This is a genomic window from Citrobacter sp. Cpo015 (genome assembly GCF_030333035.1).
Lineage (GTDB): Bacteria > Pseudomonadota > Gammaproteobacteria > Enterobacterales > Enterobacteriaceae > Citrobacter > Citrobacter portucalensis.
On sequence record NZ_JAOWGS010000019.1, the window covers coordinates 537,973 to 551,947 of the forward strand.

Sequence of the window (13,975 nt, forward strand, 5' to 3'; positions counted from 1 at the left end):
GCGCTGCCTTATCCGGCCTACAAGACCCGTAATATCAATAATTGTGACAATTCTTGTAGACCTGATAAGCGAAGCGCCATCAGGCATCAGATCACTCCATCATCTTCTCAATCGGCAACACCAGAATTGAGCTGGCACCGAGCGCTTTCAGTTTTTCCATTGTTTCCCAGAACAGGGTTTCGCTGCTGACCATGTGCATGGCAACACGCTGCTGGTCGCCCGCCAGAGGCAGAATGGTAGGGCGCTCAGCACCGGGCAGCAGGGCGATGACCTCGTCCAGACGCTCGCTCGGCGCGTGCATCATGATGTATTTGGATTCACGGGCCTGAATAACCCCCTGGATACGGGTTAGCAGTTTGTCGATCAGTTGTTGCTTGGCTTCGGCCATTTCGCCGTCGCGCTGAATCAGACAGGCTTTAGAGCGGTAGATCACTTCTACTTCGCGCAGACCGTTGGCTTCAAGCGTTGCGCCGGTGGACACCAGATCGCAAATCGCATCAGCCAGACCCGCACGGGGAGCGACTTCTACTGAGCCGTTTAACAGACAAGATTTAAACGAAACTCCTTTCTGATCGAGATAACGTTTGAGCAGGTGTGGGTAAGAGGTCGCGATACGTTTACCGTTCAGCGCTGCCGGGCCATCCCAGGCTTCATCAACCGGGGTAGCCAGCGAGAGACGGCAGCCGCCGAAGTCCAGACGGCGCAGAGTAAAATAGCGAGGGTCTTCACCCTGTGCCCGGCGGTTGAGCAGTTCCTCTTCCAGAACGTTTTCCCCGATGATGCCGAGATCAACGACACCATCCATCACCAGGCCCGGGATATCGTCATCACGCACGCGCAGAATATCGATCGGCATGTTCTCCGCCATCGCAATCAGGCGCTGGGTGTGAAGATTAATTTTAATGCCGCAACGGGCCAGTAATTCGCGTGAATCATCGCTTAAGCGGCCTGATTTCTGCATAGCTATGCGTAAACGGGTGTTGTCTAACATTCTTTATTCCTCGTTATCCTGTCTGAATCAGTTTGGGTCACGCACAAAAAAAAGCCCCCGGAAGAAATCTTCCGGGGGCTTTCTCATACGCTCATGCACCGCTGGAAGATTTAAACGTCTCCCAGCACACATCGCCTGAAAGACTAGTCAGGATGATGGTGATGATGGTGTTTGAATTGAGCGCGTGTCATAAATTTTCTCGATGAATGTTTATTCATATGATGTCTTTTAACCTAAACCACTTTAGCTACGGAAAGCAAGGGCTTTTTTTGATCATTAATTCATTTCATATTGATACTATGAATTGTCAGCCACCGTGGGCTGGCGTAGCCTTGCGTTATAGGCCAAAAGTCAGGAGAGAAGGCATGAAAAAGGTCGCAATTGTCGGGTTAGGTTGGTTAGGCATGCCGTTAGCCATGTCGCTGGCGGCGAGAGGCTGGCAGGTTACCGGCAGCAAAACCACATTGGATGGGGTGGAAGCGGCCCGCATGAGCGGTATCGAGAGTTATTCGCTGCGCCTGGAACCTGAACTGGTCTGTGAGGCTGACGATCTCGACGCACTGATGGACGCCGATGCGCTGGTTATTACGCTGCCTGCGCGTCGTAGCGGTCCTGGGGAAGCATTTTACTTGCAGGCCATGCAGGAGCTGGTCGACAGCGCGCTGGCGTATCGGATCCCACGAATTATTTTTACCAGTTCGACGTCAGTCTATGGTGACGTTCAAGGCACAGTGAAAGAGGGGACGCCGCGTAATCCGGTCACGGCGAGCGGTCGTGTCCTGAAAGAACTTGAAGACTGGTTGCACAATTTGCCAGGCACATCGGTGGATATTTTGCGTCTGGCCGGGTTGGTCGGTCCGGGAAGACATCCTGGTCGCTTCTTCGCTGGCAAGACGGCACCTGACGGACATCATGGCGTCAATCTGGTGCATCTGGACGATGTGGTTTCTGCCATCACGTTACTGCTGCAAGCGCCTAAAGGGGGACACATCTATAATATATGTGCGCCTATGCATCCAGCGCGTAACGTGTTCTATCCGCAGATGGCCCGCCAGTTGGGGATGGAGCCGCCGGAATTTCGCGGCGGTACGGATAACGGTAAAGGTAAAGTCATTGATGGCAACCGTATTTGTAATGAGCTTGGGTTTGAGTACCAGTATCCTGACCCGCTGGTGATGCCGATGGAGTGACAATCCAGCAGAGTGCCGCTGTATACCGCCAGGGGGCGAGTATGAAACCACTGCTGGACGTTCTTATCATCCTCGATGCATTAGAAAAAGAGGGCAGTTTCGCGGCGGCGTCGGCAAAATTGTTTAAGACGCCGTCTGCGCTTAGCTACACCGTCCATAAGCTGGAAAGCGATCTTAATATTCAGCTACTCGATCGCAGCGGACACCGGGCTAAGTTCACCCGCACCGGGCAGATGCTGCTGGAAAAGGGGCGGGAGGTGCTGCACACCGTCCGCGAACTTGAAAAGCAGGCGATTAAACTTCACGAAGGCTGGGAGAATGAACTGGTTATTGGCGTAGATGATACGTTTCCCTTTTCACTGCTGGCCCCACTCATCGAGTCTTTCTATCAACACCACAGCGTGACGCGCCTGAAATTTATCAATGGCGTGCTGGGCGGCTCCTGGGATGCCCTCACTCAGGGCCGGGCGGATATTATCGTTGGCGCCATGCATGAACCCCCTGCTGCGAGTGAATTTGGCTTTGCAAGGCTCGGGGTTTTGGAACAGGTGTTTGTGGTTGCGCCGCATCACCCGCTGGCGCAGGAACAGGAACCGTTAAATCGTCGTACCATTCGCCGTTTTCGCGCCATTGTGGTGGGCGACAATGCGCAGCATGCCAACGTCTCAGGTTCCCAGGTGCTGGACGATCAGGAAGCCATTACCGTTTTTGACTTCAAAACCAAGCTGGAACTGCAAATCAGTGGTCTGGGATGTGGCTATATTCCGCGCTACCTGGCGCAGCGATTTCTGGAGAGCGGCGCACTGATTGAGAAAAAAGTGGTCGCGCAAATTGTCTTTGAACCCGTGTGGATAGGCTGGAATGAACAGACCGCCGGGTTGGCCAGTGCCTGGTGGCGGGATGAAATTTTAGCAAATAGTGCTATTGCGGGGGTGTATGTTAAAACGGCTGCTGACAAATCAATCAGTTAAGAAAAAATATTCTTTTGTGGTCGCTTCAATCTCTTGTTATTTCTCCCCAATTTAGGGCAAAATACGCCGCTTGCAAAAAATGACATTAACCGACGTTTTAATACGCGTCGGTTATTTTTTTGCATCAAACCAATCATTCATAAAAGAGGCCGGGCTTCGTACCGGATAGATACTTACTTAAAAATCGACAGTTGTTGTCGCTGAGGATTAACAAAAAATGGGGCAATTTTTTGCTTACGCGACGGTTTTCGCCGTAATGGGGGATAACCATGTCGCATAACGCTACTCCAAACACCTCTCGCGTGGAATTACGTAAAACGCTTACGCTGGTTCCGGTTGTCATGATGGGCCTTGCCTATATGCAGCCGATGACGCTGTTCGATACATTCGGTATCGTATCAGGAATGACCGATGGTCACGTCCCGACAGCTTACGCCTTTGCACTGATCGCCATCCTCTTTACCGCACTGAGCTACGGTAAACTGGTGCGTCGCTATCCGTCTGCAGGCTCTGCCTACACTTACGCCCAGAAATCCATTAGCCCGACCGTTGGCTTTATGGTGGGTTGGTCATCACTGCTGGACTACCTGTTCGCTCCGATGATCAACATTCTGTTGGCAAAAATTTATTTTGAAGCCCTGGTGCCGTCGATACCGTCATGGATATTCGTGGTGGCGCTGGTGGCCTTTATGACCGCCTTTAACCTGCGCAGCCTTAAATCCGTTGCGAATTTCAACACCGTAATCGTGTTGTTGCAGGTGGTGTTGATTGCAGTGATCCTCGGCATGGTCGTTTATGGCGTGTTCGAAGGGGAAGGTGCTGGTACATTGGCGAGCAGCCGTCCGTTCTGGTCAGGTGATGCACACGTGATCCCGATGATCACGGGCGCTACGATCCTGTGCTTCTCGTTCACCGGTTTTGACGGTATCAGCAACCTGTCAGAAGAAACCAAAGACGCTGAGCGCGTGATCCCGCGTGCGATTTTCCTGACTGCGCTGATTGGTGGCCTGATCTTTATCGTCTCCACCTATCTGTTGCAGCTGTACTTCCCGGATATCTCGCGCTTCAAGGATCCAGACGCTTCACAGCCGGAAATCATGCTGTACGTCGCCGGTAAATTCTTCCAGGTTGGCGCGCTGATTTTCTCTACCATTACCGTACTGGCGTCCGGTATGGCGGCGCATGCAGGCGTAGCGCGTCTGATGTACGTAATGGGGCGTGACGGCGTGTTCCCGAAAAGTTTCTTCGGCTATGTACACCCGAAATGGCGTACTCCGTCTATGAACATCATTCTGGTTGGTGCGATTGCTCTGCTGGCAATCAATTTCGACTTGGTGATGGCGACGGCGCTGATTAACTTTGGTGCGCTGGTGGCGTTTACCTTCGTTAACCTGTCGGTGATCTCCCAGTTCTGGATCCGTGAGAAGCGTAACAAGACGCTGAAAGACCACTTCCAGTATCTGTTCCTGCCGATGTGCGGCGCGCTGACCGTTGGTGCGCTGTGGGTGAACCTGGAAGAGAGCTCAATGGTTCTGGGTCTGATCTGGGCTGGTATCGGTCTGATTTACCTGGCTTGTGTGACCAAAAGCTTCCGCAATCCGGTACCGCAGTACGACGAAGATGTCGCGTAATAACAGTATTTAACTAAAAAAAACGGAGACATGTTCTCCGTTTTTTTATACGTGGGATTTATACAATCTCTTCGGCATACTGCCAGAGTGATTTCAGCAGCATCAACTTTTCTTTGTTATCCGCATATTGCTGGCTCAAAAGCTGCAATTCATTGGCGTAATTTTGCAAAAACTCCGGTGTGAATACCTGGCGACGATGGTCCAGCCAGCGCTGCTGCTCAGCTTCGTCCAGCGTTCCCGGGAAGTTACGTGCACGGTAATTAAACAGCAGTTTTTCAATGCGCTTATCGACGAAGGAGATATCCAGTGCCGGTAAATTGCGCGGTTCGGTTTCCAGAACGATTTTCATCGCCGCACGGTCAGCATCGCTGAAAAAGCCGTTGTACAGTTGGGCATCCACGTTATCTGATGGTGTAAAGGGTTCCGCATCGGCAAAGATCGCGACCACTTTGTCGCGTATTTGCGGATTTTCGCGCAGAACTTTGAGATTATCCAGACAATGCTGGCGGTTAATGCCAAGACGGTCGGCATCTTCCGGACGCAGGGTATTCGCCTGTGCCAGTACCGGACATTTGTTGATGTGCACCAGTTTAACCGGTACGGCCGGGTTATCACCCAGATCCGCTTTAGACGTGTAAAGCCGCTCGCGCAGGGCGTCACTGTCGAGTTCGAGCAGCGGCGAAATATCACCGGCTAAGTCGACCATAATAACCGCGTTACGATTCTCCGGATGCCACGCCAACGGCGCTACCCAACTGGTGTTTCCGCGCCATGCGCCGAACATACCAGAGACATGGACCAGCGGTTTCATTTGCGGGACATCAATCAGCGCGGCCAGCTTGTGCTTATTACGATGGCTGTAGAGGTAATCAAACAGACGCGGCTGGCGCGACTTCACTAATTGCGCCATTGCGATTGTGGCGTATACGTCCGCCATCGCATCGTGAGCGTTGGTATGCTCAATACCGTTGGCTTTGGTCAAATGCTCCAGGCGGAAGCTGGGTAAGCCGTCGTCGTTTTCCGGCCAGTTAATGCCTTCAGGGCGCAGGGCATAGCAGGCGCGCATCACATCCAGCAGATCCCAGCGCGAATTATCGTTCTGCCAGCTCCAGGCATAGGGATCGTAGAAATTGCGATACAGGATGTTGCGCGTCACCTCATCATCGAAGCGCACGTTGTTATAGCCCAGGATACAGGTTTCCGGCACGGTGAACAGGGCGTGGATGCGTGCAGCAAAAGCGGCTTCATTTTCTCCCTTTTCACGTGCTTCCTGCGGTGTGATACCCGTAATCAACACCGCCTCAGGCTGCGGCAGATAATCGTCCGCGGGTTTGCAATAAAAGACTTCTGGTTCACCGATGATGTTGAAATCATTATCTGTGCGTATAGCCGCAAATTGCGCGGGTCTGTCCAGCGCCGGATGGGTACCAAAGGTCTCGTAATCGTGGAAGAGAAAACCAGGTTGCTGCTTGCCGTCATTCATTGTTCAGTTATGTCCGGGATCAATTTAGCGCTGGTTCAAGAATACCAAAAAATAGCGAGATAATCAGCTATGGCATTATCGAAGCTGGATTGTGTACGCAATAAAATTGAGATAAACAGGACGTTAATGGAATTAATTAATAAATTCCGCACTGTTAAAATAAATTACGGAAATAAAATATCTTGAGGTTGCGGGTTTGTAAATAATCTAACTGATAACCATTATTGTTATTTCCCTTTTATTTACTGTGTTCTGGAAACTTTAAAAATCTTTTATAAACAATGGGTTTTTATTTATGTCAATTCGCTGTCATACATTGTAATGAAATGTGATTGATGTAAAAAATAAATAATCTAAACGCCATATAATTATTGGATATATCTAATAACAGGAGGTTATATGAGCATTAGTCGGCGTAATTTTTTGCGAGGAGTGGGTATAGGCTGTTCAGCCTGTGCGATAGGCAGTTTCCCGCCTGGGGCACTGGCGCGAAATTCTCCTGAGAGTATCAAAGGGAAAACATCCCTGACGCCAAGTTTGTGCGAGATGTGTTCTTTTCGCTGCCCAATTCAGGCTCAGGTGATTAATAATAAAACGGTTTTTATTCAGGGAAACCCTAATGCGCCACAGCAGGGGACACGTGTCTGCGCTCGCGGCGGCAGCGGCGTTAGCCTGGTCAACGACCCTCATCGCATTGTTAAACCCATGAAACGCACAGGACCTCGCGGGAGCGGTGACTGGCAGGTTATTAGCTGGGAACAGGCGTATAAAGAAATCGCCGAAAAAATGACGGCAATAAAAACGCAATATGGTCCCCAGGGAGTCGTCTTCTCGTCTAAATCTGGCTCGCTGTCTGGCCATTTATTTCACCTCGCGACGGCTTTCGGGTCACCGAATACCTTTACTCACGCATCAACGTGTCCTGCCGGTAAAGCCATTGCCGCTAAAGTTATGATGGGTGGCGATTTAGCCATGGATATCGCCAATACCCGTTATATGGTCTCTTTTGGCCATAACCTCTATGAAGGGATCGAGGTTGCTGATACGCATGAGCTGATGACCGCGCAGGAGAAGGGGGCGAAGATGGTCAGCTTCGATCCCCGTCTGTCCGTATTCTCCAGCAAGGCGGATGAATGGCATGCGCTCAAGCCGGGCGGCGATTTACCGGTGCTGATGGCCATGTGTCACGTCATGATCAATGAAAATCTGTATGACGCGGACTTTGTTGCGCGCTACACCACGGGGTTTGAGCAACTGGCAGAAGCGGTACAAGAGACCACGCCGGAATGGGCGCAGCAGCTCGCGGATGTGCCTGCTGATGTCATTGTTCGGGTCACCCGCGAAATGGCCGCCTGCGCGCCTCATGCCATCGTCAGTCCGGGCCATCGCGCGACGTTTTCGCAAGAAGAAATTGATATGCGGCGCATGATTTTTACCCTCAATGTGCTGCTTGGCAATATTGAGCGTGAAGGCGGTTTGTATCAGAAAAAAGCGGCGGCAACTTACAATAAGCTGGCTGGAGAGAAGGTCGCTCCGGTGCTGGCAAAACCCGATGTCAAATTACCCAAGCCAACGGCGCAGCGTATCGATCTGGTAGCCCCGCAGTTTAAGTACATCGCGGCGGGCGGTGGTGTGGTGCAAAGCATCATTGATGCTGTGTTAAACCAGACGCCTTATCCGGTGAAGGGATGGATTATGTCCCGACACAACCCTTTCCAAACCGTAACCTGTCGACCAGATCTGGTCAAAACCGTTGAACAGCTCGACCTTGTGGTCAGTTGTGATGTCTACCTAAGCGAAAGCGCGGCGTATGCCGACTACCTTTTGCCTGAATGTACTTATCTTGAGCGCGATGAAGAAGTTTCAGACATGTCGGGTCTGAATCCAGCCTATGCCCTGCGTCAGCAGGTAGTAGAACCTATTGGTGATGCGCGTCCGAGCTGGCAAATCTGGAAAGAGCTGGCCGTGCAGTTAGGCCTTGGCCAATTCTACCCATGGCAGGATATGCAAACGCGTCAGTTATACCAGCTTAATGGCGATCATGCGCTATCTGCTGAATTGCGTCAGAAAGGGTATCGGGAGTGGGGTGTTCCGTTGCTGCTGCGTGAACCTGAAGCGGTGCGTCAGTTTGTGGAACGCTATCCGGGCGCGGTGGCGGTTGACAGCGACGGTACCTATGGCGAGCAACTGCGCTTTAAATCTCCGTCAGGAAAAATCGAACTCTATTCCGAAGAGCTGGAAACGCTCCTGCCTGGCTATGGTATTCCGCGCGCGCGCAATTTTGCGCTTAAAGGCGACAGTGAACTCTATTTTATCCAGGGAAAAGTGGCGGTTCATACCAACGGTGCGACGCAATACGTGCCACTGCTTAGCGAGTTGATGTGGGATAACGCGGTGTGGATCCACCCGCAAACGGCCCGTGAAAAAGGCATCAAAAGCGGTGATGACATCTGGCTGGAAAATGCGACCGGCAAGGAAAAAGGCAAAGCGCTGGTCACCGCCGGAATTCGGCCCGATACGCTGTTTGTTTATATGGGATTTGGCGCCAAGGCGGGAGCCAAAACCGCAGCGACAACGCACGGTATCCATTGCGGTAATTTGCTTCCGCATGTTACCAGTCCGGTTTCCGGTACGGTGGTCCACACCGCTGGCGTTACTCTTCGTCGGGCATGAGAAAGGAGAACATCATGAATCAATCTACAAACCCTTATGTCATGCTGCACGACGAGAAACGCTGTATCGGCTGTCAGGCATGCACGGTTGCCTGCAAAGTTCTGAATGATGTGCCAGAGGGATTTAGCCGTCTACAGGTGCAGATCCGTTCACCCGAACATGAACCCGAGGTACTGTCCCACTTCCAGTTTGTTCGCGTTTCCTGTCAGCATTGTGAAGATGCGCCTTGCGTCAGCGTTTGTCCGACCGGTGCATCATTTCGCGACGAAAATGGCATTGTGCAAGTGGATAAGTCTCGCTGTATTGGCTGTGACTACTGCGTTGCCGCTTGCCCGTTCCATGTCCGTTATCTCAATCCGCAAACGGGAATTGCCGACAAATGTAACTTCTGCGCAGATACCCGACTCGAGAGCGGTCAATCACCCGCCTGCGTTTCCGTTTGTCCGACGGATGCGCTGAAATTTGGTCGTCGTGACGACCCGGAAATTCAGCATTGGATAAATCAAAAAGAGGTTTATCGCCAGCAGGATACGCGTAGCGGCCCGGTGAGTGTTTATCGGCGTAAAGAGATCCATCAGGAGGGTAAAGCATGAATTCTATCTGGGGAGCAGAGCTTAACTATGCGCCGGACTACTGGCCGCTGTGGCTCATTTATGCAGGCGTTGTTGTTGTGCTGATGATTGCGGGCCTGGTTATGCACGCGCTGTTACGTCGGATGCTGGCACCCAAGACGGCAACCGGAGAAGAGCACCGGGATTACCTTTATTCTCTGGCAGTCCGCCGCTGGCACTGGGGTAATGCGCTGCTTTTTATCCTGCTTTTGCTGAGTGGCCTGTTTGGTCACTTCTCTGTCGGACCGGTGGCATTGATGGTGCAGGTACATACCTGGTGCGGTTTCGCCTTGTTGGCCTTCTGGGTTGGTTTTGTGCTAATCAACGCAACCAGCGGCAACGGTTGTCATTACCGGGTGAAGTTTAACGGGTTGATATCACGCTGCTTGTTGCAAACGCGCTTTTATCTGTATGGCATCATGAAGGGTGAACCACACCCGTTTGCCGCAACGGCAGAGAGTAAATTTAACCCGCTACAACAGCTGGCTTATCTGGCCATCATGTATGCGCTGATTCCGCTGCTAATCATCACCGGGTTGTTATGCCTCTACCCGCAGGTGGTAGGGGCTGGGCCTGTGATGCTGGTGCTGCATATGGTGTTGGCGATTGTCGGCTTACTGTTCATCTGTGCACATATTTACCTGTGCACGCTGGGTGACACACCGGGGCAAATTTTCCGCAGCATGATAGATGGCTATCATCGTCATCGCAGCCATCACGCAGAGACAGCACCGCGCAAAGGGTAACGTCAGACGCGGTCGATATCTGAAATCCTTTCCTTACAGCAAGAAAATGTGCCTTATGTCACATTTTCTTGCAATTTATCCATGTTTGTTCGCCAGAACTTCCGTAAAAAGAACGGCTATTTCTCCATTTCCTGAGGACATGCTGTTGAAACGCCGTTTGTTTATTGCCGCTTCACTATTTGCGATGAGTTTTTCGCCCGCGTACGCGACCGACGTCGCCAGTTTCGCTCCACAGCCTCCAGCAATTAATGCCGGTGCGTGGGTATTAATGGATTACACCACGGGCCAAATCCTGACAGCCGGAAATGAACACCAGCAGCGCAACCCTGCCAGCCTGACCAAGCTGATGACCGGATATGTTGTCGATCGCGCAATCGACAGCAAGCGTATTAGTCCGACAGATATTGTCACCGTAGGGCGCGATGCCTGGGCGAAAGATAATCCGGTATTCGTCGGTTCATCCATAATGTTCCTGAAAGAAGGTGATCGCGTTTCTGTGCGCGACCTGAGTCGCGGGCTAATTGTTGATTCCGGTAATGATGCCTGCGTGGCGCTGGCGGATTACATCGCCGGAGGGCAGCCGCAGTTTGTCGCGATGATGAACAGCTATGTGCAAAAGCTGAACTTGCGGGACACGCATTTTGAAACGGTACATGGTCTGGATGCGCCAGGTCAGCACAGCTCAGCATACGATCTGGCCGTGCTGTCGAGAGCTATCATCCATGGAGAGCCGGATTTCTACCATATGTACAGTGAAAAAAGCCTTACCTGGAACGGAATTACGCAGCAAAACCGTAACGGTTTGTTGTGGGATAAAACCATGAACGTCGACGGTCTGAAGACTGGGCATACCTCCGGCGCTGGATTCAATCTGATTGCTTCAGCTGTTGATGGTCAGCGCCGCCTGATTGCGGTTGTGATGGGGGCGGAGAGTGCGAAAGGGCGTGAAGACCAGGCGCGAAAACTGCTGCAATGGGGACAACAGAACTTCGATACCGTGCAGGTATTACGTAGCGGTAAGCAGGTTGGTATTGAACGGATCTGGTACGGCGATAAAGAAAAAATTAGCCTTGGCACAGAGCAGGATTTCTGGATGGCCCTGCCTAAAGCCGAAGTCGCTAATATCAAGGCAAAATATGTTCTTGATAAGAAAGAACTGGTTGCCCCCATTGCTGCCCATCAACGTGTGGGGGAAATTGAACTCTACGATCGGGATAAACTGGTGGCGCACTGGCCTCTGGTTACGCTGGAGTCTGTCAACGAAGGCGGTGTCTTCTCGCGTTTGAGCGATTACTTCCACCACAAGGCGTAGTTTTTCCTGATGTGCCTGACTGGCAAGAGTGCGAATCTGCTCACATAATAATCACTGATTCCTTGTGGCCGTCATACCTAAAAATTACACTGTATATAAATACAGTGTAATAACGGAGGTTATATGGAGTACGAGATAAAGCAGGTTGAGAAACGCATAATTGCCGGTTTCCATATGGTTGGACCGTGGGAACAAACGGTAAAGCAGGGTTTCGAGCAGTTAATGATGTGGGTCGACGGTAAGCAGATCGTACCGCTGGAATGGATAGCCGTTTATTACGACAATCCTGACGTTGTTCCGGCGGAAAAACTGCGTTGTGATACCGTGGTGTCTGTGCCTGAAGGTTTTGAGATCCCAGAAAACAGCGAAGGGGTGATCCAGACCGAACTGGCGGGGGGCGACTATGCTATCGCCGTTGCGCGCGTTGAAAATCATGACTTCGCGACGCCGTGGTATCAGTTCTTTGAGCGCCTGCTGCAGGATTCGACGTATGCGATAGCCGCTAAACCTTGCTTTGAAGTTTATATGAACAATGGCATGGAGGACGGCTACTGGGACATTGAAATGTACGTGCCGGTACAGTCGAAGTAACTGTTTTTGGTGTAAATCAGGATGAATGTCCTGGTCATCAGGGTGATGTTTTCACTCAAAAAACAGGTACAATTCTGTTCTTTGCAATTCCCTGACGGAGTGCATGAGTGCGTGCAGATAAGTCACTGAGTCCTTTTGAAATTCGTTTGTATCGTCATTATCGTGTGGTGCATGGTGTTCGCATTGCGCTGGCGTTTCTTTTTACTTTTCTGTTGGTTCGCCTGTTGAACATTCCTGAAGGTACATGGCCTCTGATTACGTTGGTGGTAATTATGGGGCCTATTTCCTTTTGGGGGAACGTTGTCCCCAGAGCGTTTGAGCGTATTGGCGGGACAATTCTGGGTTCGGTACTTGGGCTGGTGGCTCTTCGTCTGGAGCTCTTTTCACTTCCGCTAATGCTGATATGGTGCGCGGTAGCGATGTTTCTCTGCGGCTGGCTGGCACTGGGTAAAAAGCCGTATCAGGCGTTGCTGATTGGTATAACGCTTGCGGTCGTTGTGGGCGCCCCCGCTGGTGATATGAACACAGCGTTATGGCGCGGCGGCGATGTTATTCTGGGTTCATTACTGGCAATGCTGTTTACCGGTATCTGGCCGCAGCGGGCATTTATACACTGGCGAATTCAGTTGGCGCATTGCGTAACGGGGTACAATCGGGTGTATCAGGCTGCGCTATCTCCCAACCTGCTGGAGCAACCGCGACTGGAAAAGCATTTACAACAGCTTTTAAGCGATGTTGTCAAAATGCGTGGGCTCATCGTTCCTGCCAGCAAAGAAACCCGCATTCAAAAATCAATCTTTGAAGCTATTCAGACGGTTAATCGCAACCTGGTCTGCATGCTTGAGCTGCAAATCAATGCGCTCTGGGCCAGCCGTACCAGCCACTTTGTTATGTTGAATGCGCATACTTTGCGTGAAACACAGCTCAGGACACAACAGGCGCTACTGACGATAACCCACGCATTGTATGAAGGTAATCCACAACCGGTGCTTGCCAATACGGAAAAACTCAATGACACCGTGGTGGAGTTACGTCAGCTTATTGCTGAGCATAAGGGCGATAATGTCGCTGAAACGCCCATTCACGGCTACGTTTGGCTAAATATGGAAATGGCGCGACAGCTGGAGTTGCTCTCTCATTTGATCTGTCGCGCGCTGCGCAAATAAAGAGCAGATGAGGGGATTGGTTCTACTGCTGCTTCGATTCAGCAACGATTAGAGGTATGATACTGAAAAAGGCTAAAACCATTGGTAACTGCAATGGCTTTACCCTCGATAATTCAGGTTTCAACCATGCATGGTCGATGCAGATGCAACTTGAAGTATGGCGGGCATGAAAGTAATGTTGACCCACTTTAGCCGTTGTTTTAACGAATCCGAATCTCACATTATCAGGGGTGTAAAAATGGAAACTACCAAGCCTTCTTTCCAGGACGTGCTGGAATTTGTTCGTCTGTTCCGTCGTAAAAACAAACTGCAACGTGAAATCCAGGACGTTGAGAAAAAGATCCGTGACAACCAGAAACGTGTTCTGCTGCTGGACAACCTGAGCGACTACATCAAGCCTGGAATGAGCGTGGAAGCGATTCAGGGCATTATCGCCAGCATGAAAAGCGATTATGAAGATCGTGTTGATGATTACATCATCAAAAACGCTGAGATCTCTAAAGAGCGCCGCGACATCTCTAAAAAGCTGAAAGCGATGGGCGAAGTGAAAAACGGCGAAGCGAAAGCCGAGTAACGATTTTATGCTTGTCCGGGTCGCTGCATAGCGGCG

At 51.2% G+C, this 13,975-nt stretch carries 13 protein-coding genes, 1 pseudogene and 1 other annotated feature; of the genes and pseudogenes, 11 read left to right on the forward strand and 3 right to left on the reverse strand.

Going from position 1 to position 13,975, the window contains the following annotated elements:
• Positions 1–91: 91 nt before the first annotated feature.
• Together hisG and hisL are read right to left on the reverse strand one after the other, a co-directional pair.
• The gene (gene hisG / locus OGY67_RS02580) at positions 92–991 is read right to left on the reverse strand and encodes an ATP phosphoribosyltransferase (protein WP_003834191.1); all 900 of its coding nucleotides are present in this window, start codon (positions 989–991) and stop codon (positions 92–94) included.
• Positions 992–1,036: 45 nt separating this feature from the next.
• Positions 1,037–1,159, reverse strand: a sequence feature (His leader region).
• Complete coding sequence (gene hisL, locus OGY67_RS02585; RefSeq protein ID WP_100250077.1) at positions 1,135–1,182, reverse strand: his operon leader peptide; 48 nt, start codon at positions 1,180–1,182, stop codon at positions 1,135–1,137. It overlaps the preceding feature by 25 nt.
• 174 nt (positions 1,183–1,356) lie before the next feature.
• On the opposite strand from hisL, the gene OGY67_RS02590 reads away from it, so the two are divergent.
• The 4 genes and pseudogenes from OGY67_RS02590 to plaP all read left to right on the forward strand — a co-directional run bounded on the left by OGY67_RS02590 (position 1,357) and on the right by plaP (position 4,783).
• Positions 1,357–2,181, forward strand: coding sequence for an SDR family oxidoreductase (locus OGY67_RS02590; protein ID WP_008785162.1), 825 nt, complete (start codon positions 1,357–1,359; stop codon positions 2,179–2,181).
• A gap of 41 nt (positions 2,182–2,222) precedes the next feature.
• Positions 2,223–3,207 (forward strand): annotated as a pseudogene (locus tag OGY67_RS02595) (LysR family transcriptional regulator).
• Positions 3,208–3,369: 162 nt separating this feature from the next.
• Entirely contained in the window at positions 3,370–3,432 is a 63-nt protein-coding gene (gene yoeI / locus OGY67_RS23685) for a membrane protein YoeI (protein WP_099045591.1), read from the forward strand.
• Positions 3,422–4,783: a putrescine/proton symporter PlaP gene (gene plaP, locus OGY67_RS02600; RefSeq protein WP_003834188.1), complete on the forward strand. Its 1,362-nt coding sequence runs from the start codon at positions 3,422–3,424 to the stop codon at positions 4,781–4,783. The genes yoeI and plaP overlap by 11 nt, the downstream gene beginning before the upstream one ends.
• 58 nt (positions 4,784–4,841) lie before the next feature.
• Here plaP and sbcB read toward each other — a convergent pair whose 3' ends face one another.
• Positions 4,842–6,266: an exodeoxyribonuclease I gene (sbcB, locus tag OGY67_RS02605; RefSeq protein WP_234692095.1), complete on the reverse strand. Its 1,425-nt coding sequence runs from the start codon at positions 6,264–6,266 to the stop codon at positions 4,842–4,844.
• 399 nt (positions 6,267–6,665) lie between these two features.
• On the opposite strand from sbcB, the gene phsA reads away from it, so the two are divergent.
• The 7 genes from phsA (at position 6,666) to OGY67_RS02640 (ending at position 13,939) form a co-directional block, all read left to right on the forward strand.
• Complete coding sequence (gene phsA, locus OGY67_RS02610) at positions 6,666–8,939, forward strand: thiosulfate reductase PhsA (RefSeq protein WP_008785159.1); 2,274 nt, start codon at positions 6,666–6,668, stop codon at positions 8,937–8,939.
• Between the two features lie 14 nt (positions 8,940–8,953).
• The gene (phsB, locus tag OGY67_RS02615) at positions 8,954–9,532 is read left to right on the forward strand and encodes a thiosulfate reductase electron transport protein PhsB (protein WP_003834185.1); all 579 of its coding nucleotides are present in this window, start codon (positions 8,954–8,956) and stop codon (positions 9,530–9,532) included.
• On the forward strand, positions 9,529–10,296 hold the full coding sequence (gene phsC, locus OGY67_RS02620) for a thiosulfate reductase cytochrome B subunit (RefSeq protein WP_213752967.1): 768 nt from the start codon (positions 9,529–9,531) through the stop codon (positions 10,294–10,296). Before phsB ends, phsC begins: the two co-directional genes overlap by 4 nt.
• A gap of 139 nt (positions 10,297–10,435) precedes the next feature.
• Positions 10,436–11,608, forward strand: coding sequence for a serine-type D-Ala-D-Ala carboxypeptidase DacD (gene dacD / locus OGY67_RS02625; protein WP_286573389.1), 1,173 nt, complete (start codon positions 10,436–10,438; stop codon positions 11,606–11,608).
• A 123-nt stretch (positions 11,609–11,731) separates the two neighbouring features.
• Positions 11,732–12,199 (forward strand): DNA gyrase inhibitor SbmC, encoded by a 468-nt coding sequence (gene sbmC / locus OGY67_RS02630; protein WP_008785156.1) that lies wholly within the window; start codon positions 11,732–11,734, stop codon positions 12,197–12,199.
• Positions 12,200–12,306: 107 nt separating this feature from the next.
• Positions 12,307–13,365, forward strand: coding sequence for an FUSC family protein (locus OGY67_RS02635; protein WP_008785155.1), 1,059 nt, complete (start codon positions 12,307–12,309; stop codon positions 13,363–13,365).
• 238 nt (positions 13,366–13,603) lie between these two features.
• On the forward strand, positions 13,604–13,939 hold the full coding sequence (locus tag OGY67_RS02640) for a DUF496 family protein (RefSeq protein ID WP_003834176.1): 336 nt from the start codon (positions 13,604–13,606) through the stop codon (positions 13,937–13,939).
• Positions 13,940–13,975 lie beyond the last annotated feature (36 nt).